We start from the raw sequence: 25,580 nt of genomic DNA, 5'->3' as shown, positions 1-25,580 counted from the left end.
CCACGGGTTAACGCGCGTTCAACCGGGCCTTGTCACCCGTGCGCCCCGAACTCGTCGGCGATCGCGGTGGTAATGCGCAGTGCCAGGCCTTGCGAGCGGGCCACCGGGTCGATGAAGTCGCGGTGGATCGCGGCATAGGAGGTCGCGCCCTCGTCGGGATAGTCACTCGGCTCGCTGACCGAGAAATCGCCGATCTTGGGGAAGGAGATCGGGAAGGCCCGGCGCAGCTGGCCCAGCGCCTCGTCGATGCGCAGGGTGAAGACCATCTCGATCACGTCCTCGCGGCTGATGTCGTTGGCGCGGCTGAACGGCGGGACCATGACCGCGCGCAGGAACATGTGCTGGAACAGCGCGATCCGCAGCGACTGCAACACGCCGAGGTTGCGGCGGGTCTGCTCGCGGTCTGCCAGCGGCGCCTCGTCGGGAAGCAGCGCGAGCAGGCGGTGAAGCTTGAGCGAATCCACCCGCAGCCGCGAGGCGAGGCGGCGGAAGACACCGGCGCGGTCGTCCTTGGTCAGGTATTCCGCCAGGGTCAGGCAGGCGTCGGCGATGTGCTGTTCGTTGCCGCGGTAGGGCCGGCTCGCCCAATAGGCCGAATTGAACAGCTCGCCATAAGCCGCGACGGTCTTGATCGAGGCGAGCGCGTTCGAGGCGCGGACGAGGCGAACGAGCTGGCGGCCGCGCGGGCTGTCACGCAGCAGCGCGGCGACTTCCTCGCGGTTTCCTTCGGCCGCGGTGCCGATGCCGGCGATGACGTTGACCGGATAGCCGAGCTGCTGGAGGATCGCATTGTGCGGGATCGCGCGGATCTGACGCAGGCTCATCGTCCGGTCGGCGGCGAGGTCCGACTGGCGGCGCGCCTTGCGGCTGCCGGTATCGTTGAGCATGCCCAAGCCAAAAGCCGTCAACGCGCGCGAATAGGTGTCGCTGGCGAGATGGTCCTGCTGGACGCGGCGTACGGCGCGGTAGAAGTCGAGGCTGAGATCGGTGCGGCGGTAGAAAATGTCGGTCGGGGCGTTGGCGTCGGCATCCCACAGCGGCTTCTCGGCGAAGCGCGTCAGGGTCGCCAGGGCCAGTTCGGGCGAGCCGAAGAACAGGTAGCCGTCACCGCCCTGGAACGAGACTTCGGGCTCGAGCTTGATCCCGGCGCGGACGAAGCGCCGCCGCGCCCAGGGCGACATCGGCCAGGCGAAACGATCGTCGATGGAGGTCGGGTGGGCGCCGCGGCCCATGGATTCGCCGTGGGTGTTGAAGATCAGCGCCGAGACGTCGGTCAGGCCGTTGCTGACCATGGCTTCGGCCAGCCGGCCCTGCAGCCGCTCGATGGCCAAGGCGGCAGGGATTTGGCCGACGAAGCGGCCGGCGTCGGAAAAGCCGGTCTGGATCGAGACGCGGCCACGCCGGCGCGCGTAGGAACGGTAGGCCTCCTCGGCGAGCACTGCATCGAGGAAGCGGCCGCCGTGTTCGAGCGCGCTTTCGGTCTCGAACAGCGGCGAGACGTCGACCTTGTCCTCTATGCCGAACAGCCGCGCGAAATAGAGCGCGGCGAGCACGGTGGTCGGCTGCTCGCATTCGGCGACGAGCATGCGGATCGGGGTGTCGGCGTCGATGTGGGCGAGGATCTGCGCCATGACCAGGAACTGGCGCGCGGCCGTGCTGTTCTCGATCGCCAGCGCCGCGAAGTTCGAGCGCAGCGGCTTCGCCGCCGCCAGCATCTCGCGCATCTTGACCAGCGCCGCCTGGCTGGCGAGGTCCAGCTTGCCTTCGGGGTCGATGCGCCGGCGGATCGCGTTCTGCAGCTGCGAAGAGTTTACGCGGAAGTGGATCCAGCCCATGCCGAGCCCGTCGGCGCGCATCGCCGCAGCAGCGGTCAGCAGGTCGCGCGCGGTCTCCTGGTCGGCGGAGCGTGCCTCGTCCTCCAGCTCGTTGATGATCGCGGTGAGGCTGACGAGCCGGTCGGGATGGTCCTCCGTCAGCCGGTTGGCGGCGGCGGAGACCGCAGCGGGGTCGTCGAAGTCCTGGCCGAACACCGCGACCATTTCCTCGGTGCGCTTGCCGGCGCGGGCGAGGCGCGCGGCGATCTCGGGCGCCGCCTTTTCCAGGCTTGCAGCATAGCGCGCCAGCCGCAGCGCCTTCTCGATCAGGCGGTAACGTACTGAGGTGGCCCAACCGATATCGGTGCGCCCGTCCATGTCGTAGCCCACCCAGGACGCGAGCCGCACGGGCATCGGCTGGAACGAGCGCCAGCGCTTGGGCCAGCGCGCCGCAGCGACATCGAACAGCAGGCCGGTGATCCTCTCGCGCGCGTCCTGCGCGCGGGCCATCGCCGCCATCACCGCCTCGTGCTCGGTATCGAGCGTGATCGTGTCGCGATCGTGCGGCGCGGTGCAGACCGAAGCCTCGCTGATGTCGCCCGACGAGGCCGATGCGGCGACCGCCGCGGTCTGGGCCTTGGTCAGCAGGAAGGTCGGGTGCGCGGTGAAGACGACATGGGCCAGCGGCCGCTGCCAGCGCGCGGCAAAGGCGGAGAAGTCCTCCTCGTCCGCAAGCTCGCGCAGCCGCGCCTCGTTGGCTTCGGGCTCGAGCGGCGAGACCAGCCGATGCAGCCGCGCGGCGCGGGCGCGCAGGCCTTCGCATTCGAGCTCGGCGACCCAGGATTCGACCTGGTCCAGCGACAGCTCGCCCGATTCGAGCTGGCGCGACAATTCGAGCCCAAGCTGGAACACCGGGTTGAACAGCGGTGTCTCGGCCGTGCGGACGTGCAGTTCCTGCAGCCGGCGGTCGAGATCGGCGACGGAGCCGCTCATGCCGCAAGCCCGCTGGCAGCGCGGGCGAGCGTCTCGATCTGCTCGGGGTCGGGCACGCCCTTGGGCACGACCCAGGACCCGCCGACGCAGAGCACGGCATCGAGCGCCAACCATTCGCGCGCGGTGGCAAAAGTGATGCCGCCCGTCGGGCAGAAGCGCACCTCGCCGAAGACGCTGGCCAGACCGCTCAAAGTCGGGATGCCGCCCGAGGCGATCGCGGGGAAGAACTTGAACCGCGTCAGGCCGAGGTCGAGCCCGCGCATGATGTCGCCCGAATTGGCCGTGCCGGGAAGGAAAGGTACGTCCGCGGCGATCGCGGCTTTGCCCAGAGGCTCGGTCAAGCCAGGCGAGACGATGAATTCGCTGCCCGCTTCGAGCGCCGCGTCGAGCTGCGACGGGTTCAGCACGGTTCCCGCGCCGACGATGGCGCCCGGCACCTGCTTCATCAGCCGGATCGCGTCGAGCGCAACGGGCGTGCGCAAGGTCACTTCGAGCACCCGCAGCCCGCCGGCGACGAGCGCCTGAGCGATCGGCAAGGCGTGGCCGATGTCATCGATCACCAGCACGGGAATGACCGGTGCGGTCAGCATGATGTCTTCGATACGGCTCACGCGATGTGCTCCCTGGCAAAAGCGGCCGCGGCGCCGAACAGGCCCGGCTGCGGATGGGTTACGAGTTTGACCGGCACAGTTTCCATGCGCGCGCGGTAGCGGCCCTTGGCGAGGAACCGCGCATGGAAGCCGCTGGCGGGAATGAGAGGCAGCAGCCGGTTGGTCAGCCCGCCGGTCAGGGCCACGCCCATTGCGCCGTGCGCCAGGCTGAGGTCGCCGGTAGCCGCGCCGTAGCTGTCGAGGAAAAGACCGAGCGCCTGGCGCAGCAACGGTTCCTCGCCGGCGATGGCCTGCTGCCAGATCGTCGGTTCGTCGCGGGTATCGCCGGGCGACAAGGCCCGGACGATATCGGCAAGCCCGGGACCGGAGACGATCCGCTCGACCGAAGTGCGCTCGTACTTCTTGGCAATCGCCTGACTGACCCGGGCTTCGGTTTCATCGAGCGGCGCGAAGTGGATGTGCGCGCCTTCGGTCTCTAGGATCACCGGCCCGGCCTTGGTCCGCTGTAGCACCGCGACGCCCAGCCCCGTGCCGGGGCCCAGTACCGAGATCGCACTGTGATCGGGGAGCGGCTTGTCGGGACCGCAGACATGGACGAAGTGCTCCGCCCCCAGCGCGTGGACCGCATGGGCCATGGCGCCGAAATCGTTGAGCAACAGCGAGCGATCGAGCCCGAGGTCCTGGTCCAGCGTGTCGGGATAGACCACCCAACGAGAATTAAGGAAGCGAACCGGGCCGCCGGTGACGGGCCCGGCGATGGCCAGCGAGGCCAGCTTCGGCAGCGGCTCGCCGATCTTATCCTCGTAGGCCTGCCAGGCGCTCGGCAGGCCCGAGTGCTCCTTGGCCGGCAGAATGGTCGGCTCGCCAAGCGAAATCACGCGGCCGTCCGCCACTTCGGCGAGCGCAAAGCGGGCATTGGTCCCGCCGATATCTCCGACGACGATGCGGGTCACAGGCCGGCCATCTCCAGCATCGCCGAGCCGCCCTGCTCGGCGCCGCCCGCGGCGTGGCGGAACATGGCGAAGAGCTCGCGGCCAGTGCCGAACATGGCCTCGCCCGGCAGCGCCGGTTCGCGGCCCGTGAGATCGGCGAGCACGTCGAGCTGACCCTTGTTGGCGCAGAGCCGCACCACGTCGCCATCGCGCAACAGCGAGAGCGGCCCGCCACCCAGCGCCTCGGGCGTGACGTGGATCGCCGCGGGGACCTTGCCCGATGCGCCCGACATGCGGCCGTCAGTGACCAGTGCGACGTTGAAGCCGCGGTCCTGCAGCACGCCGAGCGGCGGAGTCAGCTTGTGCAGCTCGGGCATGCCGTTGGCGCGCGGCCCCTGGAAGCGGACGACGACGATCACGTCGCGGTCGAGCTCGCCGGCCTTGAAAGCCTCGCTCACGGCTTCCTGTGTCTCGAACACGCGCACCGGAGCCTCGATCGTCCAGCGATCCTCGCCGACCGCACTGGTCTTGAACGTGCCGCGACCGAGATTGCCCTGAACCAGCCGCATGCCGCCGTCGGGCATGAACGGCTTGGCCATCGACGAAATCATCGTCGGGTCGGCGCTCTCGGCAGGCGAAGGTCGCCAGGCCAGGCTGTCGCCGTCGAGGAAAGGCTCTTCGGCATATTGCGCCATGCCGCCTTCGGCCACGGTCAGGACATCGGCATGGGCCAGACCCGCGCCCAGCAGTTCGCGGATGACCAGGCCCATGCCGCCAGCGGCGTGGAAATGGTTCACGTCGCCCGAACCGTTGGGATAGACCCGCGTGATCATCGGCACGGCGGCGGAAAGCTCGTCGATGTCTTCCCAGTCGAGCAGGATTCCGGCGGCCCGGGCCATGGCCGGCAGGTGGATCGCGTGGTTGGTCGATCCGCCCGTTGCGAGCAGGCCGACCACGGCGTTGACGATCGCCTTCTCGTCGACGACGCGCGCCATCGGTCGATAGTCGTTGCCGCCCTTGCCCATGGCCGCCAGGCGGTGGACCGCGGCGCGGGTCAGCGCCTGGCGTAGCGGCGTGTTCGGCGGCACGAAAGCCGCGCCGGGCACATGGAGCCCCATCATCTCCATCATCATCTGGTTCGAATTGGCCGTGCCGTAGAAGGTGCAGGTGCCGGGCGAATGGTAGGAGGCGCTTTCGCTTGCCAGCAATTCGGCTCGGCCGCACTTGCCTTCGGCATAGAGCTGGCGGACCTTCTGTTTCTCCTTGTTGGCGATGCCCGAGGGCATCGGACCCGAGGGGATGAACACCGCCGGTAGATGGCCGAAGCGTAGCGCGCCGATGACGAGGCCGGGGACGATCTTGTCGCAGATGCCGAGCAGCGCCATGCCGTCGAACATCGCGTGGCTCATGGCGACAGCGGCCGATAGCGCGATCGTGTCGCGGCTGAACAGCGACAGCTCCATGCCGTCCATGCCCTGCGTCACGCCGTCGCACATCGCCGGCACGCCGCCCGCGACCTGCGCCGTCGCGCCTACCTCCCGCGCGAACAATTTCATCTGCTCGGGGTATCGGCCATAGGGCTGATGCGCCGAGAGCATATCGTTGTAGGCGGTGACGATGGCGATGTTCGGCCCGCGCGAGGTGGCGATGGCCTCCTTGTCCTCGAGCGCCGCGGCGAAGCCGTGGGCGAGGTTCGAGCAACCCATCATCTCGCGGCGGTGGCGATCGGCCTCACGCTCCATCAGGTCGAGGTAGCGCTGGCGCCCGGTGCGCGACCTGGCGGCGATCCTGTCGGTGACGCGCGCGACTGCAGCGTTGAGACTGCTCATGAGCCTACCTCCTCGTAGCCTTCGCGCTTCCCTTCCCCGACAACGCTTTTTCTAACTTCCCGTACCCCAATCATTTTTTATCCAGGCTGTTGGTGCCGATCACTCGTGCCCCGTTACTCGTGCCAAGTCACCCCGTCGCGCTCGGCCAGCGCGATCGCCGCCGAGGGTCCCCAGGTGCCCGCCGGATAGCCCTTGGGCGTCATGCCATGTTCGGTCCAGCTTGCGCGGATCGCATCGACCCAGTCCCACTGGGCCTCGACCTCGTCGCGCCGGACGAACAGCGTCTGGTCGCCTTCGATCAGGTCGAGCAGCAGGCGTTCGTAGGCGATGCGGCGGTGCACGCCGGCGAAAGCGTTCGGCATGGCTATGTCGAGCGGCACCGAACGCAGACGGATGCCGCCGCGATCGAGCCCCGGCACCTTGGCCATCAGCGACAGCGTGATGTCCTCGTCCGGCTGGATTCCGATGACCAGGCTGTTGGGCGTCGAGCGCGCGCCCTTGCCGGCGAAGATCGAATGGGGGACGTGGCGGAACTGGACGACGATCTCGGTCACGCGCTCGGGCAGGCGCTTGCCGGTGCGCAGGTAGAACGGGACGTTCTTCCAGCGCCAGTTGTCGATATGCGCCTTGATCGCGACGAAGGTCTCGGTGTTCGATTCCTTGCCGAGTTCGTCATCGTATCCCTTGACGGCCTCGCCGCCGATCGCGCCGGCGCGGTACTGGCCGGTGACCGTCTCGTTCGGGCCGACGAGGCGCAGACAGCGCAGCACCTTGACCTTCTCGTCACGCACGGCTGTGGCGTCGAAGCTCGACGGCGGTTCCATCGCCACCAGCGACAGCAGCTGGAGCATGTGGTTCTGCACCATGTCGCGCAGCGCGCCGGCATCGTCGTAAAAGCCGACCCGGCCTTCGAGGCCGACGGTTTCGGCGACGGTGATCTGGACGTGATCGATATGCGCCGCGTTCCACAGCGGCTCGAAGAAGATATTGGCAAAGCGCAGCGCCAGCAGGTTCTGCACCGTCTCCTTGCCGAGGTAGTGGTCGATCCGGAAGATCTGGTCTTCCGGAAAAGCAGCCGCCACCGCGTCGTTGATGTGCCGGCTCGATTCGAGATCGGTGCCGAGCGGCTTTTCCAGGCACATCCGGACCTTGGGACCGGCCAGCCCAGCCTTGATGATCCCGTGGATCGTCGGCTCGAACAGGCTGGGCGCGGTCGACAGGAAGATGGCGAGACCCTGGTCGATCGGGCCGACCTTCTTCGCCAGCTCGCCGAAATGATCCTCCTGCGTCGCGTCGAGCGGCTGGTAGCTGAGCCGGTTGAGGAAGGTCGCGACGCTGCCGCGGCGATCGGCGGGGAGGAATTTCTCCAGCGCCTCGCGCGCGAGATTGCGGAAGGCCTGGTCGTCGAGGTCCGACCGGGCAGTGCCGATGATCTCGAGGCTGTCGGGCAGCAATCCGTCGGCACAGAGCGCGCAGAGCGAGGGAAGCAGCATGCGCTTGGCCAGATCGCCGGTCGCGCCGAAGAGAAGAAGCCGGTTCGCGGTAAAACTCACCCTTGCCCCCCCCTGCCGTATAAGCTGCATCGGTGATTCTCCTTGGGTGAGGACCGGGAATGTGTTGTTTCGCATACGCAGCATAGCACGGCAAGGGGAGCTGGGGTGACGGAGCGATACGACGCGCTGATCGTCGGCGGCGGGCACAACGGGCTGGTCTGCGCCTTCTACCTGGCGCGCGCCGGGCTGAAGGTGCGCGTGCTGGAGCGCCGCGCCGTGGTCGGCGGCGCGGCGGTGACCGAAGAGTTCGCGCCCGGCTTCCGCAATTCGACCGCGAGCTACACAGTCAGCCTGCTCCAGCCCAAGGTGATCGCCGACATGCGGCTGCACGAGCGCGGCCTGCGGATCGTCGAGCGGCGGCTGTCGAACTTCCTGCCTTTCGCCGACGACTATCTGAAGCTCGGTGGCGAGAGCACGGTCCGCGAGTTCGCGCGGTTCTCGGCCAGGGATGCTGAGGCCTATCCGCATTACGACGCAGCGCTGGGCAAGGTCGCCGACGTGCTGCGCGAACTGGCGCTGAAGATACCGCCCAGGGCCGGCGGAGGGTTCGGCGAGTTGATCGCGGCGGCGCGGCAGGGCTGGCCGCTGCGCAAGCTCGACATTGCCGCGCAGCGTGACCTGCTGGCGATCTTCACGCTCTCTGCGCGCGAGTTCCTCGACCAATGGTTCGAGGACGATCGGATCAAGTCGGCCTTCGCTTTCGACGCGATCGTCGGCAACTACGCCGGCGTCTCGACCCCCGGCTCGGCCTATGTCCTGCTTCACCATGTCTTCGGCGAGGTGAACGGCAAAAAGGGTGCCTGGGGCCATGCGATCGGCGGCATGGGCGCGATCACCCAGGCCATGGCGAGCGCCTGCATCGAGGCCGGAGTCGAGATCAGCCTCGAGACGCCGGTGACACAAGTGGTCGTCGAGAACGGCAAGGCGGCAGGCGTGCGGCTCGAAGGTGGCGCATTGGTTGCCGCGCCATTGGTCGCCGCCAACGTCGGCCCGGCGCTGCTTTTCCGGCAAATGCTCGATCCCGCGGACCTCGATCCCGACTTCCGCCGCCGCATCGCGAGCTACAAGACCGGCTCGGGCACTTTCCGGATGAACGTCGCCTTGTCCGAATTGCCCGACTTCACCGTCCTTCCCGGCAAGGCCCTCGCCGACCACCACACCGCCGGCATCGTCATCGCCCCGAGCCTCGACTACATGGACGCGGCCTATGACGACGCCCGCGCTTTCGGCTGGTCGCGCGAGCCGATCGTCGAGATGCTGATCCCCTCGACGCTCGACGACAGCCTCGCCCCACCGGGCGCACACGTCGCCAGCCTGTTCTGCCAGCAGTTCGCTCCCGAATTGCCCGATGGTCGCACCTGGGACGACGAGCGCGAGGCGGCGGCCGACCGGATCATCGACACGGTCACCGCCCACGCGCCCAACTTCCGCGCCAGCGTGATCGCCCGCCAGATCCACTCGCCGCTCGACCTCGAGCGCAAGTTCGGCCTGATTGGCGGCGACATCTTCCATGGCCGGATGAGCCTAGACCAGCTCTGGGCCGCCAGGCCGGTGCTGGGTCACGGCGACTACCGCTCGCCGATCCGCGGGCTCTACATGTGCGGCTCGGGCACCCATCCCGGCGGCGGAGTCACCGGCGCACCGGGGCACAATGCCGCCCGAGCGATCCTGGCCGACCGATCGCGCTTGAGGGGCATTTTGTCCCGCCGCTAAGAACGCTTCCACGCCTTCGCATCACAGGATAGAAGCTCCCTGATGGCACTCGACGGCGTCCACTTGCTCGAACATATCCAGACGCCGGCGCTCGGAGTCGTGCGCGGCCAGGTGACTTTCGCCAATGCGGCGGCCAAGTCGTTGCTCGGCGCACATATCGTCAGCCAGGACGTGCGAATCGCCATCCGCAATCCTAAGGCGGTGTCGGTCATCCTCGACGAGCGCGGCGGCCGAGCGAAGATCGACGGGCTTTCGGTCGGCGGCAGCGTCTGGGAGATCGACTGCCACGTCGTCGGCCCGGGCGAACGGCTGGTGACGCTCTACGACCTGTCGGTCCAGGCCAGCACCGCGCGTGCGCACGCCGACTTCGTCGCCAATGCCAGCCACGAGCTGCGCACGCCGCTCGCCGCGGTAATCGGCTATGTCGAGACGCTGCTGACCCCCAAGGCTGGCGGCGACAAGGCGACGCGCGAGCGCTTCCTCGACATCATCCGTCACGAGGCGCTGCGCATGCAGGCCTTGGTCGAGGACCTGATGTCGCTGTCGCGGATCGAGGCGGTGAAGCACGAGGTACCGTCCGACGACATCGACATGGCAACGCTGGCGCGCGAGGTCGCGGGCGAATTCCGCGAAGGGGCCGAGGTCACCGTCACGGCCAATTGCGAAAGCGCGATCATCGCGGGCGATCGTGGCCAGATGGCGCAGGTCATCCGCAATCTCATCGACAATGCACGCAAGTACGGCAAGGCCGGCGGCCTGGTCACGGTCTCGCTGGAAGCGACGGCGACGGGCTGGCTCGCGATCGCGGTCAAGGACGAAGGCGAAGGCATAGCCCCCGAGCACCTCCCGCGCCTGACCGAGCGCTTCTATCGCGCCAATACCAGCCGCAGCCGCGCCGCGGGCGGAACCGGGCTTGGCCTGTCGATCGTCAAACATATCGTCGAGCGCCACCGCGGCCGGTTCGACATCACCACGCGACTCGGCGAGGGCACTACCGCCTCGATGATGCTGCCGCTGCGGAAGGACTAGCGCGGCCAATCCTGCTGCGGTTGCGGCGAACCACCCGATTCCGTCATCTTAGTGAAATTTTTCGGTCAAATAAAAGTCACCTTGCGGGTATTCGCGGCACGCAATAGGTGACAGGCGCCTGCACGGCGCCGAGCGTTCCAGCCGCGAGGATATAACAGATCAACGGCACGGAAGTATTGCGGCTTTGTAATTTCGTATGTCACTGAGGTGAAGCGGCGGGACTCCGACCGAAGTTCGGACCGAGCGCGGGGGCAGCCCGACGAGAAGAGCAGCCAGCCTGGGGCTACGCGACCACGAAGTGTCAAAGGGGATGGCATTATGAGCAACGCAAGACTCGTCTCGGCTTCGGCGCTCGTCGTCGCGCTGGGTTGGGCGCTTCCGGCCCAGGCCCAGTCGGCCGACAATGCCGCGGTCCAGCAGGAGCTGGCGACGATGCGCGCGCAGATGCAGCGCATGGCGGAACGGATCGACAGTCTCGAGGCGCAGCTCAACGCCGCCAACGCCAAGGCCGACGCGGCGACCCAGGCCGCGGCCAGTGCGACTTCGGCTGCAACCACGGCCACCGCCGCCGCGGCCAAGGCGCCGCCGGTCAAGGTCAACTGGAAGGGCGCGCCCGAGATCGTTTCCGCCGACGGTGGCTGGAGCTTCAAGCCACGCGGCCGCATCCAGACGGACATCGGCGGAATCAGTGCCCCCAAGGGACTCACCGCCGGCGCCAATGACAACAGCCATCTCGGCGTATCCAGCGAGCTTCGACGCTTCTACCTGGGTTTCGACGGGACGATGCCCGGAGGGTTCGGGTACCGTTTCGAAGCGGATCTTGCGGCCTCCAGCGTGAACCTCACCGACGTCTACCTGTTCTATAAGCCCACTGCCAACCTGACGCTCACCGTCGGGCAGCACAAACCGTTCTGGGGGCTCGATGAACTGACATCGGACCTGCTCACCAGCCAGATGGAGCGGACCAGCTTCAGCAGCGCTTTCAATTTCGAGCGACGCCTGGGCGTCAGCGGAACCTATGCAAACGACAAGGTCGTCATCCAGGCCGGCGTCTTCACCGACGACCTCGCCAGCCTGAACGCGGATACCGCCAAGAACTGGAGCGTCGACGGGCGCATCGTCTTCATGCCCAAGCTGGGCGACGGGACGCTGCACATCGGCGCCTCCGCCCATTATCGCGACCTCAACGGCTCGACTACGAGCGTGCGCTACAGCACCCGGCCGTTCCTCCACACCACCGACGCCCGGCTGGTCGATACCGGCTCCTTCGTTGCCACCGGCGAGCGGAACTTCGGCGCCGAACTCGCCTATATCTCCGGCCGCTTCCACGCCACGGCGGAAGGCCACATGCTGACGTCGCTGCGCCCCGGCCTGCCCGACCCAACGTTCTGGGGCGGCTATGCCGAAGTCGGGCTGCTGCTGACCGACGACGAGACCGCCTACAAGGCCGGTGTCTACGACCGGATCAAGCCGAAGCATCCGGTCGGCGACGGCGGCCTCGGCGCATTCCAGATCAACGCGCGCTATGACACGATCGACCTGACCGACGCCGGTCTCAACGGCGGGCGCCAGCAGATCGCCGCCCTCTCGCTGATCTGGATTCCGATGGACTACGTCCGCTTCATCGCCAACTATGGCCATATCTGGCTGAACGGCGCCGCGGTGAAGGCAGCCGGCGATCCCAACTATTCGGCCGATGCCTTCGGCATGCGCGCCCAGCTGGATTTCTGATGACGCGAATCGCGCTCCGTTTTCTGCCCGCTCCCTCCACGGGACCCGGGCCAGTCGGCGGCGCGATATCGCTCGCCAGACTTTTTTGCCGCTGGCACGACGCAATTGCGTCGGTCTGGGCCGTCCCTCCACAATGCTTCGACGATGCGTCATCGAATTGTCATCGAACTGTCATTTAAGGCCAATAGGAGCCACCCATAACAGGAGCGAAGGGGTTAATCATGCGCGCCATCCGTAATCTTTCGATTGTCGCCGTTCCGGCGCTCGCTATCGCTCTTTCCGCCTGTGGCGGCTCGGGTGGTGGTTCCCAGGCGGGATCGCGCGATTTCGTCCGCGCCGTGGGCTCCTCGACCGTCTATCCCTTCGCCACGGCCATAGCCGAGCAGGTCGGCAAGGCCGGCGGCAAGTCGCCGGTCATCGAATCGACCGGCACTGGCGCGGGCATGAAGCTGTTCTGCGCCGGCGTCGGCGCTGGCCATCCCGACATCGAGGACGCCTCGCGCCGGATCAAGAAATCCGAATTCGAGGAATGCAAGAAGAACGGCGTGACCGAGATCGTCGAGATCCAGGTCGGCCTCGACGGTATCGCCTTCGCCGAAGGCAAGGGCGGCCCCGGCATGGCGCTGACCCCGACCGACATATACAAGGCGCTCGCCGCCAATCCGTTCGGCAAGCCCAACACCGCCAAGGTCTGGAAGGACGTCAACCCCGCCCTGCCGGCGATCCCGATCCTGGTCTATGGCCCGCCCTCGACCTCGGGCACGCGCGACGCGCTGCAGGAACTGATCCTGACCAAGGGCTGCGACACCGACGAGGCGATGAAGGCGCTGAAGGCCAGCAACGAAGACCAGCACAAGAAGGTCTGCACCGAAATCCGCGACGACGGCGCCTATGTCGATTCGGGTGAGAACGACAACCTGATCGTCCAGAAGATCTCGCAGAACCCAAAAGCGATCGGCATCTTCGGCTACTCGTTCCTCGAAGAGAACATGGACAAGCTGAAGGGCATCACGATGTCGGGCATCGAACCGACCTATGCGACGATCTCGGACTTCTCCTATCCGGGTGCGCGTCCGCTCTTCATCTACGTCAAGAAGGCGCACCTGAACGCGATCAAGGGCCTGTCGGACTACGTCGCCGAGTGGGCCAAGTCCTGGGGGCCTGATGGCTACCTCAAGGCCAAGGGCATGGTCATTGCTCCGGAGGACGTCCGCACCAAGAGCGCCGACATCGCCGCCAAGATGACGGTGATGGATCCCGCGGGCCTCAAGTGAGGTCCGGCGGGGTCGCGGGTGACCTGCTGGTACAAGTGACCGATCAAAAATGACTTCCAATATCGTCCTCGTGGCGATCTTGGCCTTGGGCCTCGTCGGCTGGTTCGCCGCGCGGTCCAAGGCCAGGTTGCTCTATACGGGCCGCGGCTCGCTGCATTCGATGCCGGGCTATCACGGCTGGCATATGGCGCTGTGGATCATCGTGCCGGCATTGGTCGCGTGGCTGGTCTGGAGCGCGATTATGCCCGGGCTGGTCGAATCCGCGGTGCTGGCCCAGCCGATCGCCGCCAAGCTTCCGGCGCTCGACATGGACCGCCAGGCGGTCATGTCCGAAGCCTGGTCGCTCACGAAAAACCCCGGCGCAGCCGCTTTCAACCCGCTGGCCACCGAGTTCGCCGTGCCGCTTCGCGCGGCCGAGATGCGCTATTCGCTGATCGGCGGCGTGCTGACGCTGATCCTGGCTTTCGCCGGCGGCGGCTATGGCTTCACCCGCGTCCGCGGCACCTTCCCGGCGCGCACGAAGACCGAGCGCGTGGTGATGTTCCTCCTGTTGCTCGCTTCGCTGGTCGCGATCCTGACCACGATCGGCATCATCCTCTCGCTGCTTTACGAGACCGGGCTGTTCTTCAGCCAGATCTCGCCGATCGACTTCCTCACCGGCACGCACTGGTCGCCCAAGGACGCCGCCGTCGGCGCGGATTTCGGTGCGGTGCCGCTGTTCTGGGGCACGATCTATATCGGCGCGATCATCGCCATGGTCATCGCCATCCCGCTCGGGCTGATGAGCGCGGTCTACCTGACGCAATATGCCAAGCCGAATACGCGCAAGATCCTGAAACCAATTCTCGAGATCCTCGCCGGCATCCCCACCGTGGTCTACGGCTACTTCGCCGCGCTGACCGTGGCGCCGATGGTCCGCGACTTCGCCGGCGCGCTCGGCCAGGCCAATCCCTCGACCGAGAGCGCGCTCGCCGCGGGCCTTGTCATGGGCGTGATGATCATCCCCTTCGTCTCCTCGATGGCCGACGACAGCTTCGCCGCGGTGCCGCAGGCGATGCGCGACGGCAGCCTGGCGATGGGCGCCACCAACAGCGAGACGATCAAGCGCGTGCTGATGCCGGCCGCGCTGCCTGGCATCGTCGCCGGCGTGATGCTCGCGGTCAGCCGCGCGATCGGCGAGACGATGATCGTGGTCATGGCCGCCGGCGCCGCCGCGCGGCTCTCGGCCAACCCGTTCGATTCCATGACGACGGTGACCTACCAGATCGTCCAGCTGCTGACCGGCGATCAGGAGTTCAACAGCCCCAAGACGCTGTCGGCCTTCGCGCTGGGCCTCGTCCTGTTCGTCATCACCCTCATCCTCAACATCGTCGCCCTGCGCGTCGTCAAGCGGTTCCGGGAAGCTTATGAGTGACACCTGGCAATCCAAGGCCTGGACGCGCCGCCTGGCCAAGCGCCACGCCGCCGAGCGCCGCTTTCGCCTGCTCGGGCTGGCCGCTATCGTCATCTCGCTGCTGTTTCTTGTCTTCCTGCTCTTCACCATGGCGAAGAACGGGCTGGCCGGCCTCAGTTGGAGCTTCATCACCGGCTCGGATTCGACCGAGCCGGCCACGGCCGGCGTGTGGAGCGCGGTCAAGGGTTCCTTCCTGACGATGCTGGTGACGCTGGCTCTATCGTTCCCGATGGGCGTGCTGGCGGCGATCTATCTCGAGGAATTCGCCCCCAAGGCGCGCTGGACCGAATGGGTCGAGGTTTCGATCAACAACCTTGCCGCGGTGCCCTCGATCATCTTCGGCCTGCTCGGCCTCGCGGTGTTCATCAATCTTGCGCACCTGCCGCGCTCGTCGCCGCTGGTCGGCGGCCTGACCCTGGCACTGATGACCATGCCGGTCATCGTCATCTCAGGCCGCAACGCGATCAAGGCGGTGCCGCCCTCGATCCGCGACGCCGCGCTGGCGGTCGGCGCGAGCCCGGTGCAGACGGTGTTCCACCACGTCCTGCCGCTCGCCCTGCCCGGCATTCTCACCGGCACGATCATCGGCATGGCCCGCGCGCTGGGCGAGACCGCACCGTTGCTGATGATCGGCATGCGCGCTTTCGTCTCGACCCCGCCGGGCGGTGTGACCGACCCATCGAGCGTCCTGCCGATGCAGATATTTCTGTGGTCTGACGAAATCGACCCCGGCTTCGTGCAGAACACCTCAGCCGCTATCATCGTGCTGCTGATCTTCCTCCTGGCGATGAATGGTCTCGCCATTTATCTTCGCAACAAGTTCGAGACCCGCTGGTAGACATGGAAACGACCCCGAAAATCTCAGCCCGCGACGTCGACGTGTTCTATGGCCCGAAGAAGGCCATCGACAGCGTTTCGATCGATATCGACGCGGGCATCGTCACCGCTTTCATCGGTCCCTCGGGCTGTGGAAAATCGACTTTTCTGCGGACCTTGAACCGCATGAACGACACGATCCCGAGCTGCCGCGTCGAAGGCCACATCAAGCTCGACGGCGAGGATATCTACGAAAGCGGCATGGACGTGGTCCAGCTGCGCGCCCGTGTCGGCATGGTGTTCCAGAAGCCCAACCCCTTCCCCAAGTCGATCTACGAGAACGTCGCCTATGGCGCGCGGATCCACGGCCTTGCCGACAGCAAGTCGCAGATGGACGAGATCATCGAGAAGGCGCTGCGCCGCGCCGGCCTGTGGGACGAGGTCAAGGACCGCCTCAACGACGCCGGCACCGCACTCTCGGGCGGCCAGCAGCAGCGCCTCTGCATCGCCCGCGCCATCGCGGTCAGCCCCGAGGTGATCCTGATGGACGAGCCCTGCTCGGCGCTCGACCCGATCGCCACGGCCCGCATCGAAGAACTGATCGACGAGCTCAAGGAACGCTACGCGATCGTCATCGTCACCCACTCGATGCAGCAGGCCGCGCGCGTTTCGCAGCGCACGGCGTTTTTCCACCTCGGCGTCATGGTCGAATACGGCGACACCTCCGCGATCTTCACCAATCCGCGAGAGGAACGCACTAAAGACTACATCACCGGTCGCTACGGGTAACGGAGACCAGACATGGTCGATCATACAGTCAAGGCATTCGACAGCGAGATCAGCCAGTTGCGCGGTCTCATCGCCGAAATGGGCGGCCTCGCCGAAGTCGCGATCCGCGACGCGGTCGACGCGCTCGCACGGCACGACGAGGAGAAGGCCAAGCAGGTCGTTGCCGCCGACGCGCGGCTCGATGCGCTCGAAGCCGAGGTAGACCGTCTCGCGGTCCAGATCATCGCACTGCGCGCGCCGATGGCCGACGACCTGCGCGACGTCATCGCCGCGCTCAAGATCTCCGGCGTGATCGAGCGCATCGGCGACTATGCCAAGAACATCGCCAAGCGCGTCGGCCACATGGAAGGCCGTGCCAAGATCGGTCCGCTGACCCTGGTCCCGGCCATGGCCGAGATCGCCCAGGGCATGGTCCGCGACGTGCTCAACGCCTACGGCGCGCGCGACTCCCTTCTCGCAATCGAGGTCATCAACCGCGACGAGAAGCTCGACAACTTCTACAACAGCCTGTTCCGCAACCTCGTCACGCACATGATGGAGAATCCGGCGACGATCTCCAGCGCGGCGCAATTGCTGTTCGTGGCACGCAATCTCGAGCGGATCGGCGACCACGCCACCAATGTCGCCGAGATGGTCTTCTTCGCGGCGACGGGCCAGTACTATTCGGAAAAAGAAGGCCCCCCGCCCTACTGACAGGGTACTCTGATGAAACCGTCGATACTGGTAGTCGAGGACGATCTGGCGCTCTGCGAGCTGCTGACTTGGAACCTTGGCGCAGAAGGCTATGACGTGCGCAGCACCGGCGACGGCGAGGAAGCCCTGCTGATGGTGCGCGAGCAGGCGCCCGATGCGATCATCCTCGACTGGATGGTCGAGCAGGTTCCGGGCATCGAGGTCTGCCGCCAGCTGCGCAAGGACAAGTCCACCGCGCGCGTGCCGATCCTGATGCTGACCGCGCGCGGCGAAGAGGAAGATCGCATCCGCGGGCTCAAGACCGGCGCCGACGACTATGTTACCAAGCCGTTCTCTCCGCGCGAGCTGATGGCCCGCGTCGAGGCGTTGATTCGCCGCAGCCGACCTTCGCTGGCCGGAGACGTGCTGGCCTTCGGCGACCTCGAACTCGACTTCGCCTCGCACCGCGTCCGCCGCGGCGGCGAAGCGCTGCACCTCGGCCCGACCGAGTTCAAGCTGCTGCGCTATTTCATGGAGCGCCCGAACCGCGTGCTCTCGCGCCAGCAGATCCTCGACGGCGTCTGGGGCATGGATTCGGACATCGACGAACGCACGGTCGACGTCCACATCCGCCGCCTGCGCAAGGCGATCAACCGCGACAATGAGAGCGATCCGATCCGCACCGTGCGCGCGGCCGGCTATTCGATGGACGTGTCCTAAGCCAGGCTGGACAAGCGGGCGGGGTTTCCACTAGCGCTCGGCCGAACACCTGTTCAGCAGGGCGGGAGAGCGTGCATGTCCAAACTGACCTTCGGCTTCCTCTATGACTTCCGTAACCCGCCGCAGTGGCGCAAGCCCTGGGAGGCGTTCTACGCCGAAACGCTGGACGTGATCGCCGAGACCGAGCGGCTCGGCTTCGGCGCTGCCTATGTGCCCGAGCATCACCTGGCCGAGGACGGCTACCTCCCTTCGCCGCTGACCTTGCTTGCGGCAATCGCGGCGCGGACCAAGACGATGCGCCTCGGCACTGGCGTCGCGCTCGCCCCGCTCTACGAGCCGGTGCGCTTCGCCCAGGACGCGGCGATGATCGACATCCTCTCGGGCGGGCGGCTCGATCTCGGCCTCGCCATCGGCTACCGCAAGCGCGAGACCGCGGCCTTCGGCGTCGACTTCACCCGCCGCGGCGCGCGCTTCGACGAGTTCCTCCAGATCGTCACCCGCCTCTGGGCCGGCGAAACGGTGGATTTCGAGGGCAAGCACTTCTCTATCAAGGGCGCGCGGCTCAGCCCGCCGGCCCCGCGCGGCCGCGTGCCGCTCTACATCGGCGGCTTCTCCGACAAGGCGATCGACCGCGTCGCGCGCTTCGGCGATGGCTATGTCGGCAATCCCGAGATCTGGGACCTCTATTCCGCCAAGCTGGCCGAGCGCGGCCGCGATCCAACGACGGTCGGCATCCGCATTCCCGGCCTCACCAGCTTCATCGCACGCGACCCCGCCGCGGCGCTCGACGAGCTCGCGCCCTACTTCCTCCACGTCAACAACACCTATGCCGAGTTCTTCGCCGAGGACCAGGCGCTGGGCATGGGCGGGATGAAGCCCAAGACGCTCAAGGAATACAAGGCCAGCGGCGAGTTGAAGATCATGACGCCCGACGAAGCCATCACCTACCTCAAGGGCCTGCAGGAAAAGATGCCGCTGGAACACTACCTGCTCGGCATGCCGCCCGGCCTGCCCACCGAGCGGTTCCTGCACTACGCCGGGCATATCGCGCAGGACGTGCTTCCCGCCTTCGCCTAGGGCCTGTAGGCAATCCCCGGTGCAGATGCCGGGGACTATCGATGCCGACGGATGAACGTGGAACCCAGTCGCCGCAGTCGGTGACGCGGGTGATCCGCATCCTCGAAGCGCTCGGCGCCAGCCCGGGGCCGATGAGCCTTGCCGATCTCGCCCGCGCGCTCGACGCGCCCAAAAGCAGCCTCGCCGCGTTGCTGCGCGGGCTCGCAGAGGAAGGTTTCGTCACCCCCGCCGATGGCGCCTGGCAGTTGGGCCCGGGCGCCTTCGGCCTCAGCAGCGCACTGCTCGAAGCCCGTCGCCGGCTGCAGAGCTCCGATCTCGTGCGCGACGGCATGCGCCGCCTTGCCGACCGCTGCGGCGAGACCGTGCTGTTCGGCGTGCGCGACGAGGACGGCGAGACGCTGACCTATGTCGACGTCATCGAGAGCCAGAAGACCGTGCGCTTCATCGTGCCCGTAGGCGACCGCCGGCCGCTCTATTCGACCGCGGGCGGCCGCGCGCTGCTCGCCGCCGGCACCGATGAGGACCTGCGCCGCTATCTAGAACGGTTGAAGCCCGAGGCGTTCACCTCGGAAACCCTGACAGCCAAACGCGCGCTGGGCGAAGCGATCACAACAGCGCGAGAGGCCGGCGTAGCCCAGACGATCGACCAGGCTTCCGAAGGCGTCACCGGCACAGCCTCCCCGATCCGCGATGCGGCGGGCACCGTAATCGGCGTGCTGATCGTCGCCGCCCCCAGCCTGCGGCTCGCCGACCGCCTGGCCGAGCTCAAGCGTCTGGTAAAGGACGAAGCTGGGACGATCTCGCGCAGCCTGGGGTACCGGGCTAAGGGCTGACCCCTATTTCGGCGCGTTCAGCGCCAGCATCAGCTTCATGAAATCATCCTCGCCGATCAGCGCCTGCTTGGGCGCGAACAGCGTGAACAGCCAGTGACCGTCTGCCTGGCGCGCGCATTCGAACAGGCCGTCGGCGATCGCCGAAGGGCTCATCTGTCCGACATTGACCGGAGCCGGCCCTTCGCCCGCATAGTTGATGTTGGTGAAGGTCAGTGACGCCTTGTTCGCGTCGGCCGGGTCGAAGACCACGCGGACGTTGGTGAAGACGTGCCGGCCGGTGCGCTCGCCGTCCTTCTGGTGCTGCTTCACCGCAGCATTGCGGTTGTCGTAGAAGCCCTGCAGCGCCGGGCGGCCCTGAATGTTGACGCCGCCCGTGCGAAAGGCGCCGTCCTCGGTGTAGAACCGGCCGACGTCCTGCGCGCCATTGTGATCGATCTCGTGCGCGAAATCGTAGAGCATCTGTTCGAGCTCGAAGGCCGTGAGCATCTGGTCGGCAGTAAACTTGCGCATGCTTTCCTCTCCCTGAGGGAATTGATCTTGCCGGTACCATAACCACGCCAGGCGAGGCTGGCGAGAGGAGATCGGCAAGCCTCGCGCCTCCAATAGTAAACTGTTGACAGTTTGCGCAGCCGAGTTCAAAGCGCCCTCACTTGTGAGGATGCCGCAATGCAGATTTCGGGTGGTCGATTTGTCGTAACGGGGGGCGCAAGCCTCATAGGTTCCCACGTCGCCGACAGGCTGCTCGCCGAAGGCGCACGCGAGGTCGTGCTGCTCGACAACTTCTCGCTCGGCACGCCCGAGACGGTCGCCCACCTCGCCGGCGACGATCGCGTAAAGCTGCTCAAGGGCGACATCCTGCGGATCAACGAGCTCTACGATGCGTTCAAAGGCGCCGACGGCGTCTTCGCGATCGCTGGGTTCCTGACGCTGCCGCTGACGCAGAACCCGCCGCTGGGCCTCGCGGTAAACGTCGAGGGCCAGGTCAACGTGTTCGAGGCCTGCCGCTATGCCGGGGTCAAGAAGGTGGTCTTCTCCTCCTCGATCGCCGCTTACGGCGAGCCCGAGGGCGATGCGGTGATCGACGAGAGTTTTCCCGCCAACCTCGCCTCCTACCAGCCCGGCTCGATGCTCTATTCGTGCACCAAGCTGATCGGCGAGGCGCTGTGCAAGCTCTATAGCCAGAAGCACGGCGTCCACGGCGTCGCGCTGCGCTATTCGACCGTGTTCGGCGAGCGCCAGCACTACCGCGGGGTCAACGCACTCTACATCATCCAGAACTACGACAAGATCATGCGCGGCGAAGCGCCCGTCCTGCCCGGCGACGGCAGCGAGGTGCACGACTACATCCACGTCGCCGACGTCGCGCGGGCTAATGTCATGGCCATGGCTTCGGAAGTGACCGGCGAAGTGTTCAACGTCGTCACCGGCGTCGAGACAACGGTGAAGCGCATCGCCGAAATCGTGCTCGACGTGACCGGTAGCGATCTCCAGCCCGTCTATGCCGACGAAGCCTGGGCAGTGAAGGCTACTTCCAGCCAGTCGCTGAAACTGAGCCGGGAAAAGATCAAGACGGCCCTCGGCTGGGAACCCCAGGTCAGCGTCGAGGAAGGCATCCGCCGCCTGATCGCATGGCGCAAGGAGCAGCCCGCCTGATGCGCTTCCACCGCATCCCGGCAACCTTCATGCGCGGCGGCACCTCGAACGCACTGGTGTTCCGCGCCGCGGACCTGCCCGCCAACCGTGCGGAGTGGGATGCGATCTTTCTCGCCGCGATGGGGTCGCCCGATCCCTATGGCCGCCAGCTCGACGGCATGGGCGGCGGGCTGTCGTCGCTGTCCAAGGTCTGCGTGGTCGGGCCTTCGAGCCGGGCGGATGCCGACGTCGACTATACCTTCGTGCAGATTTCGATCCGTGAGGCCAAGGCCGACTGCGGCGGCAACTGCGGCAACATGTCCTCGGCGATCGGGCCGTTCGCCGTCGAGGAAGGCATCGTCCCGACTCCGTCCGACGGCGAGGCGGTGGTTCGCATCCACAACACCAACACCGGCAAGATCATCGCCGCGCGCTTTCCGGTTGTAGACGGCGCGCTGGCGGCCGACGGCGACTGCATGCTCGATGGGGTTGCCGGCGCGGCGGCGCCGATCAAGCTCGAATTCCTCGATCCAGGCGGCGCAAAGACGGGCAAGCTGCTGCCGACGGGCTCCCCGCTCGACACGCTCGACATACCGGGCCTCGGCCCGATCGCCGCAAGCTGCATCGATGCCGCCAATCCCGCGGTCTTCGTCGCGGCCGCGGACCTCGGGCTGACCGGGACGGAACTGCCCGACGCGCTCGAAGGCGATGCCGGCTTCCTCGCGACGATCGAAGCGATTCGCCGCGCAGCTTCGGTGCGCATGGGATTGACCGGGGACCTCGATGCCGCCGGAAAGCTCGGCAGCATACCCAAGGTCGCGATGATCTGCCCCCCGCAGGACGCGCCGACGCTGACGGGCCGTATTCTGACGGCGGCCGAGGCCGATATCGGTATCCGCATGATCTCGCTGGGCCAGCCGCACCGTGCAGTGCCCATCACCGGCGCGATCTGCCTTGCGGTCGCAGCACGCGTGCCCGGGACACTACCCTACCGCCTCTGCACCGCGAAGGAAGGGCCAATCCGCGTCGGTCATGCCTCGGGCACGACCACCGTCGATGCCTCGGTGGTCGATGGGAATGCCGAGTACGGCGCGGTCTTCCGCACCGCGCGCCGGCTGTTCGAAGGCAACGTCATCTATCGCGCGCCCTGAGCGCCACCCAATCAACCTATCGAAGGAGTTACGAGAATGGCCGCTGAAGAGAGCTGGGACGTCATCATCGTGGGTGCCGGCAATGCCGCGCTCTGCGCCGCGCTTTCGGCCGCCGAGCAGGGCGTCAAGGTGCTGGTGCTCGAGAAGGCGACGCTCGAAGACCGCGGCGGCAATTCCACTTTCACCGCCGGCGGCTTCCGCTTCTGCCACGACGGCGTCGAGGACCTGCGCACCGACATCCTCGATGACATGACTCCCGGCGAATACGATTCCATCGGCAACCTGCCCAGCCTGTCCGAAGACGAATTCATGGCGACCTTGATGAAGGTCACCGACCACCAGGCCGACGAGGACCTGGGCCGCATCCTTATCGGCGAATCGCGCGAGACGATGCGCTGGATGCGCAAGCACAAGATCCGCTTCATCCCCATGTTCGGCCGCCAGTCGTTCAAGATCGAAGGCAAGCACCACTTCTACGGCGGTGTGAACATCGAGGCGGTCGGCGGCGGCTGGGGCCTCGTCGACATGCTCGTCCAGGCCTGCGACCGCATGGGCGTCACCATCAAGTACGAGACCGGCCTGCGCGAGCTGATCCAGGACCAGAAGGGCCGCGTCACCGGCGTCCGCGCCTTCGGTCCCGACGGCTATGAGGACTTCTACGCCAAGGCGACCGTCCTGGCCTGCGGCGGGTTCGAGAGCTCGCCCGAAATGCGCGTGCGCTACCTCGGCGCGGGGTGGGAATCGTGCCGCGTGCGTGGCACCCAGCACAACACCGGCGACGGCATCCAGGCAGCGATGCGGATTGGCGCGCGGCCACACGGCGGCTGGTCGTCCTGCCACGCGGTGCAGTGGGACATCTCGGCGCCGCCCTATGGCGACCGCGTAATCCTCGATAACTTCCAGAAGCACAGCTACATCATCGGCATCGTCGTCAACATGGAGGGCAAGCGCTTCATCGACGAGGGCGCCGACTACCGGAACCACACCTATGCCAAGTACGGCAAGGAAGTGATGAAGCAGCCCGGCCGCGCCGCGGTGCAGATCTTCGACGCCAAGACGCATGACAACGTCCGCGACGAATACCGCATCCGCGAGGTGACCAAGGCGACGGCCGACACGATCGAGGAACTGGCCGAGAAGCTCGACATCGATGTGGAAGGCCTGAAGGCCGAAATCGCCGCCTACAATGCGGCCTGCCCGGAAGGCGCCTTCGGCACGACCTACAACCCCTCGATCCTAGACGGCGTCGGCACCAAGGGCCTGACTGTGCCCAAGTCCAACTGGGCGCTGCCGATCGATACCGGCCCGTTCCACGGCTATGTCGTGACCTGCGGCATCACCTTCACGTTCGGCGGTCTCAAGATCAACACCGACGCGCAGGTGCTGGACCTGACCGAAAAGCCGATCCCCGGCCTCTATGCGGCGGGCGAACTCGTCGGCGGCATCTTCTACGAGAACTATCCAGGCGGCACCGGCCTGCTCAACGGCTCCGTCTTCGGCCGTCTGGCCGGCAAGAACGCGGGGCTTCTGGCCAAGGCGGCCTGACCCAGTCTAAAGGAGCCGCATGGCGGGACTTCTCGACAACAAGGTGCAGGCTCAATCGCTCGTCGACGTGGTCGCCGAGCGGATCGAGGCGGCTATCATCTCGGGCCAGCTGGCGCCCGGCAGCCGCCTCAGCGAACAGGCGCTGGCGACCTCGCTGGGCGTCAGCCGCGGGCCCTTGCGCGAAGCCATCCGGCGGCTCGAAGGCCGCAAGCTGCTCGAGCGCACGCCGAACATCGGCGTGCGCGTCGCGGCGCTCAGCCTCAAGGACCTCAACGAGATACTGCAGGTGCGCGAGGCTCTCGAATGCCTCGCCTGCAGCCTTGCCGCGGTCAACATGCCCGATGCCGAGATCGCCGCGCTGAAGAAGATGCTCGACGACCACGAGAAGCAGAAGGCCGTCCAGGAGCAGAAGGGCTACTACCAGGAAGCCAAGAACCTCGACTTCCACTTCCACATCGTCGGCGGCAGCGGCAACGAGCGGCTGGCGCACATGCTGGGCGGCGATCTGCACTACATGCTGCGCGTCTACCGCTACAAATCGGGCGCCAAGCCCGGCCGCGCGGCGGAAGTGTTACAGGAGCACAAGGCGATCGTCGCAGCCCTCGAAGCGCGTGACCCGCAGGCCGCCGAGCACGCGATGCGCGAGCACCTGCGCCACGCGCGGCGCCACGTCGAGGAACAGATCGCAGCGGAAGCGGCAAGTGGTACGGTGGCCGAAGCCCCGCGCAAAGGTCGCGTCGGCAAGCTCGACTAAGACCGAAGGTTAGGGCGAGTCGGCCGGGTGCGCCGACATAGCGGTCGTCCACACACTTTAAAGCACGACCGCATAGCGGACATCTGAGTTTCGAACTACGACGCAGCGATGCGGCTAGCTGGCACCATATTTCGGAGCATATCGGTAGCGGTGCTCGTGTTGTTGGCAGGGCTGGCTGCCCTAGCGAGCTATGGTGCCTACGACAGTTTAGACCGCGGACGTGCCTACATGAAGGTAAATGCAGCGCGTTTTCATGCCGCCGGCACGTTTGTGATGGAGTACCATAGACTGCGAAAGGCGTTTCCTACGGAGGCTCAAATACAACATTGGGCCTCTCGCCAAGGATACGATGCTATCTGGGTCAGTTCGATCAGCGGGGATCGCGTAGGAGGGAACTCGGTTGCGTGTTCGACGTCCCAGCCCGAAAAGGGCTTTGCGCTGCCAGCATCTGATATTTTCGTGCTCTATAGACGGCGCGGCGAGTGGTTTGACTGTTACAGCCTGCCATCTGGCACCAACAACGTAATACATTCGTTGAATGGTGATTGGCCTACATACCATATCATTTGCTGGTTGCTCACGTTTGGATTTTTAACCGGCGCTTGGCTTGTCAGACCCAAGAGACTGAAGATCGAGCCTGGCAGCATGGATTATGGGAC

The 25,580-nt window shown here is 66.3% G+C and carries 21 protein-coding genes; 15 read left to right on the top strand and 6 right to left on the bottom strand.

The window, feature by feature from the left end:
* Window positions 1-32 precede the first annotated feature (32 nt).
* The 5 genes from KRR38_RS25525 to zwf all read right to left on the bottom strand — a co-directional run bounded on the left by KRR38_RS25525 (window position 33) and on the right by zwf (window position 7,762).
* On the bottom strand, window positions 33-2,807 hold the full coding sequence (locus tag KRR38_RS25525; protein ID WP_217406240.1) for a phosphoenolpyruvate carboxylase: 2,775 nt from the start codon (window positions 2,805-2,807) through the stop codon (window positions 33-35).
* Entirely contained in the window at window positions 2,804-3,418 is a 615-nt protein-coding gene (eda, locus tag KRR38_RS25520; protein ID WP_217406239.1) for a bifunctional 4-hydroxy-2-oxoglutarate aldolase/2-dehydro-3-deoxy-phosphogluconate aldolase, read from the bottom strand. Before eda ends, KRR38_RS25525 begins: the two co-directional genes overlap by 4 nt.
* Complete coding sequence (locus KRR38_RS25515; RefSeq protein ID WP_217406238.1) at window positions 3,415-4,371, bottom strand: glucokinase; 957 nt, start codon at window positions 4,369-4,371, stop codon at window positions 3,415-3,417. The genes eda and KRR38_RS25515 overlap by 4 nt, the downstream gene beginning before the upstream one ends.
* Complete coding sequence (gene edd, locus KRR38_RS25510) at window positions 4,368-6,179, bottom strand: phosphogluconate dehydratase (RefSeq protein WP_217406237.1); 1,812 nt, start codon at window positions 6,177-6,179, stop codon at window positions 4,368-4,370. The genes KRR38_RS25515 and edd overlap by 4 nt, the downstream gene beginning before the upstream one ends.
* A 113-nt stretch (window positions 6,180-6,292) precedes the next feature.
* Entirely contained in the window at window positions 6,293-7,762 is a 1,470-nt protein-coding gene (gene zwf, locus KRR38_RS25505) for a glucose-6-phosphate dehydrogenase (RefSeq protein WP_217406236.1), read from the bottom strand.
* A gap of 75 nt (window positions 7,763-7,837) precedes the next feature.
* Here zwf and KRR38_RS25500 point away from each other — a divergent pair, with 75 nt between their 5' ends.
* From KRR38_RS25500 to KRR38_RS25450, 11 genes are all read left to right on the top strand, one after another.
* Entirely contained in the window at window positions 7,838-9,445 is a 1,608-nt protein-coding gene (locus KRR38_RS25500) for an NAD(P)/FAD-dependent oxidoreductase (protein WP_217406235.1), read from the top strand.
* Between the two features lie 42 nt (window positions 9,446-9,487).
* Window positions 9,488-10,474 (top strand): cell wall metabolism sensor histidine kinase WalK, encoded by a 987-nt coding sequence (locus KRR38_RS25495; protein WP_217406234.1) that lies wholly within the window; start codon window positions 9,488-9,490, stop codon window positions 10,472-10,474.
* A 318-nt stretch (window positions 10,475-10,792) separates the two neighbouring features.
* A complete protein-coding gene (locus KRR38_RS25490) occupies window positions 10,793-12,205 on the top strand; it encodes a porin (protein ID WP_217406233.1) in 1,413 nt (470 codons plus the stop codon).
* 221 nt (window positions 12,206-12,426) lie between these two features.
* Window positions 12,427-13,479, top strand: coding sequence for a substrate-binding domain-containing protein (locus KRR38_RS25485; RefSeq protein ID WP_217406232.1), 1,053 nt, complete (start codon window positions 12,427-12,429; stop codon window positions 13,477-13,479).
* A 49-nt stretch (window positions 13,480-13,528) separates the two neighbouring features.
* Window positions 13,529-14,893, top strand: coding sequence for a phosphate ABC transporter permease subunit PstC (gene pstC / locus KRR38_RS25480; protein ID WP_217406231.1), 1,365 nt, complete (start codon window positions 13,529-13,531; stop codon window positions 14,891-14,893).
* Window positions 14,886-15,770, top strand: a complete 885-nt coding sequence (pstA, locus tag KRR38_RS25475; protein ID WP_217406230.1) for a phosphate ABC transporter permease PstA — start codon at window positions 14,886-14,888, stop codon at window positions 15,768-15,770. Before pstC ends, pstA begins: the two co-directional genes overlap by 8 nt.
* Window positions 15,771-15,772: 2 nt before the next feature.
* Window positions 15,773-16,537 (top strand): phosphate ABC transporter ATP-binding protein PstB, encoded by a 765-nt coding sequence (gene pstB, locus KRR38_RS25470; protein WP_217406229.1) that lies wholly within the window; start codon window positions 15,773-15,775, stop codon window positions 16,535-16,537.
* A 12-nt stretch (window positions 16,538-16,549) separates the two neighbouring features.
* Window positions 16,550-17,230, top strand: coding sequence for a phosphate signaling complex protein PhoU (gene phoU / locus KRR38_RS25465; RefSeq protein ID WP_217406228.1), 681 nt, complete (start codon window positions 16,550-16,552; stop codon window positions 17,228-17,230).
* A 12-nt stretch (window positions 17,231-17,242) separates the two neighbouring features.
* Entirely contained in the window at window positions 17,243-17,929 is a 687-nt protein-coding gene (phoB, locus tag KRR38_RS25460; RefSeq protein ID WP_375293437.1) for a phosphate regulon transcriptional regulator PhoB, read from the top strand.
* A 75-nt stretch (window positions 17,930-18,004) separates the two neighbouring features.
* Window positions 18,005-19,006 (top strand): LLM class flavin-dependent oxidoreductase, encoded by a 1,002-nt coding sequence (locus KRR38_RS25455; protein ID WP_217406227.1) that lies wholly within the window; start codon window positions 18,005-18,007, stop codon window positions 19,004-19,006.
* Between the two features lie 41 nt (window positions 19,007-19,047).
* Window positions 19,048-19,839: an IclR family transcriptional regulator gene (locus KRR38_RS25450; RefSeq protein ID WP_217406226.1), complete on the top strand. Its 792-nt coding sequence runs from the start codon at window positions 19,048-19,050 to the stop codon at window positions 19,837-19,839.
* Window positions 19,840-19,842: 3 nt separating this feature from the next.
* Here KRR38_RS25450 and KRR38_RS25445 read toward each other — a convergent pair whose 3' ends face one another.
* A complete protein-coding gene (locus KRR38_RS25445; protein ID WP_217406225.1) occupies window positions 19,843-20,349 on the bottom strand; it encodes a nuclear transport factor 2 family protein in 507 nt (168 codons plus the stop codon).
* 156 nt (window positions 20,350-20,505) lie between these two features.
* Between KRR38_RS25445 and KRR38_RS25440 the strand changes: the two genes are divergently transcribed.
* Genes KRR38_RS25440 through KRR38_RS25425 form a run of 4 tightly spaced genes read left to right on the top strand, consistent with a single transcriptional unit; the run spans window position 20,506 to window position 24,921 of the window.
* Window positions 20,506-21,492, top strand: a complete 987-nt coding sequence (locus tag KRR38_RS25440; RefSeq protein WP_217406224.1) for an NAD-dependent epimerase/dehydratase family protein — start codon at window positions 20,506-20,508, stop codon at window positions 21,490-21,492.
* Window positions 21,492-22,622 carry a 2-methylaconitate cis-trans isomerase PrpF family protein gene (locus KRR38_RS25435; protein ID WP_217406223.1) on the top strand — a complete coding sequence of 377 codons (1,131 nt, stop codon included), beginning with the start codon at window positions 21,492-21,494 and terminating at the stop codon, window positions 22,620-22,622. The genes KRR38_RS25440 and KRR38_RS25435 overlap by 1 nt, the downstream gene beginning before the upstream one ends.
* 36 nt (window positions 22,623-22,658) lie before the next feature.
* Entirely contained in the window at window positions 22,659-24,167 is a 1,509-nt protein-coding gene (gene tcuA / locus KRR38_RS25430; RefSeq protein WP_217406222.1) for an FAD-dependent tricarballylate dehydrogenase TcuA, read from the top strand.
* A 19-nt stretch (window positions 24,168-24,186) separates the two neighbouring features.
* Window positions 24,187-24,921 (top strand): GntR family transcriptional regulator, encoded by a 735-nt coding sequence (locus KRR38_RS25425; RefSeq protein WP_217406221.1) that lies wholly within the window; start codon window positions 24,187-24,189, stop codon window positions 24,919-24,921.
* Window positions 24,922-25,580: the final 659 nt, after the last annotated feature.

Origin of the sequence: Novosphingobium sp. G106 (assembly GCF_019075875.1) — a bacterium.
Classification (GTDB): domain Bacteria; phylum Pseudomonadota; class Alphaproteobacteria; order Sphingomonadales; family Sphingomonadaceae; genus Novosphingobium.
Note: the sequence above shows the minus strand (reverse complement) of the source record. Positions and strands in the feature narration are given on the sequence as shown.

What these genes read in the sequence shown, in the direction of transcription:
- KRR38_RS25445 (WP_217406225.1), bottom strand. Translation starts at nt 20,349, where the DNA reads ATGCGCAAGTTTACTGCCGACCAGATGCTCACGGCCTTCGAGCTCGAA.
- phoU (WP_217406228.1), top strand. Translation starts at nt 16,550, where the DNA reads ATGGTCGATCATACAGTCAAGGCATTCGACAGCGAGATCAGCCAGTTG.
- KRR38_RS25455 (WP_217406227.1), top strand. Translation starts at nt 18,005, where the DNA reads ATGTCCAAACTGACCTTCGGCTTCCTCTATGACTTCCGTAACCCGCCG.
- KRR38_RS25485 (WP_217406232.1), top strand. Translation starts at nt 12,427, where the DNA reads ATGCGCGCCATCCGTAATCTTTCGATTGTCGCCGTTCCGGCGCTCGCT.
- KRR38_RS25425 (WP_217406221.1), top strand. Translation starts at nt 24,187, where the DNA reads ATGGCGGGACTTCTCGACAACAAGGTGCAGGCTCAATCGCTCGTCGAC.
- pstA (WP_217406230.1), top strand. Translation starts at nt 14,886, where the DNA reads ATGAGTGACACCTGGCAATCCAAGGCCTGGACGCGCCGCCTGGCCAAG.
- KRR38_RS25450 (WP_217406226.1), top strand. Translation starts at nt 19,048, where the DNA reads ATGCCGACGGATGAACGTGGAACCCAGTCGCCGCAGTCGGTGACGCGG.
- KRR38_RS25435 (WP_217406223.1), top strand. Translation starts at nt 21,492, where the DNA reads ATGCGCTTCCACCGCATCCCGGCAACCTTCATGCGCGGCGGCACCTCG.
- KRR38_RS25440 (WP_217406224.1), top strand. Translation starts at nt 20,506, where the DNA reads ATGCAGATTTCGGGTGGTCGATTTGTCGTAACGGGGGGCGCAAGCCTC.
- edd (WP_217406237.1), bottom strand. Translation starts at nt 6,179, where the DNA reads ATGAGCAGTCTCAACGCTGCAGTCGCGCGCGTCACCGACAGGATCGCC.
- phoB (WP_375293437.1), top strand. Translation starts at nt 17,243, where the DNA reads ATGAAACCGTCGATACTGGTAGTCGAGGACGATCTGGCGCTCTGCGAG.
- KRR38_RS25495 (WP_217406234.1), top strand. Translation starts at nt 9,488, where the DNA reads ATGGCACTCGACGGCGTCCACTTGCTCGAACATATCCAGACGCCGGCG.
- pstC (WP_217406231.1), top strand. Translation starts at nt 13,529, where the DNA reads ATGACTTCCAATATCGTCCTCGTGGCGATCTTGGCCTTGGGCCTCGTC.
- pstB (WP_217406229.1), top strand. Translation starts at nt 15,773, where the DNA reads ATGGAAACGACCCCGAAAATCTCAGCCCGCGACGTCGACGTGTTCTAT.
- tcuA (WP_217406222.1), top strand. Translation starts at nt 22,659, where the DNA reads ATGGCCGCTGAAGAGAGCTGGGACGTCATCATCGTGGGTGCCGGCAAT.
- KRR38_RS25490 (WP_217406233.1), top strand. Translation starts at nt 10,793, where the DNA reads ATGAGCAACGCAAGACTCGTCTCGGCTTCGGCGCTCGTCGTCGCGCTG.
- KRR38_RS25525 (WP_217406240.1), bottom strand. Translation starts at nt 2,807, where the DNA reads ATGAGCGGCTCCGTCGCCGATCTCGACCGCCGGCTGCAGGAACTGCAC.
- zwf (WP_217406236.1), bottom strand. Translation starts at nt 7,762, where the DNA reads ATGCAGCTTATACGGCAGGGGGGGGCAAGGGTGAGTTTTACCGCGAAC.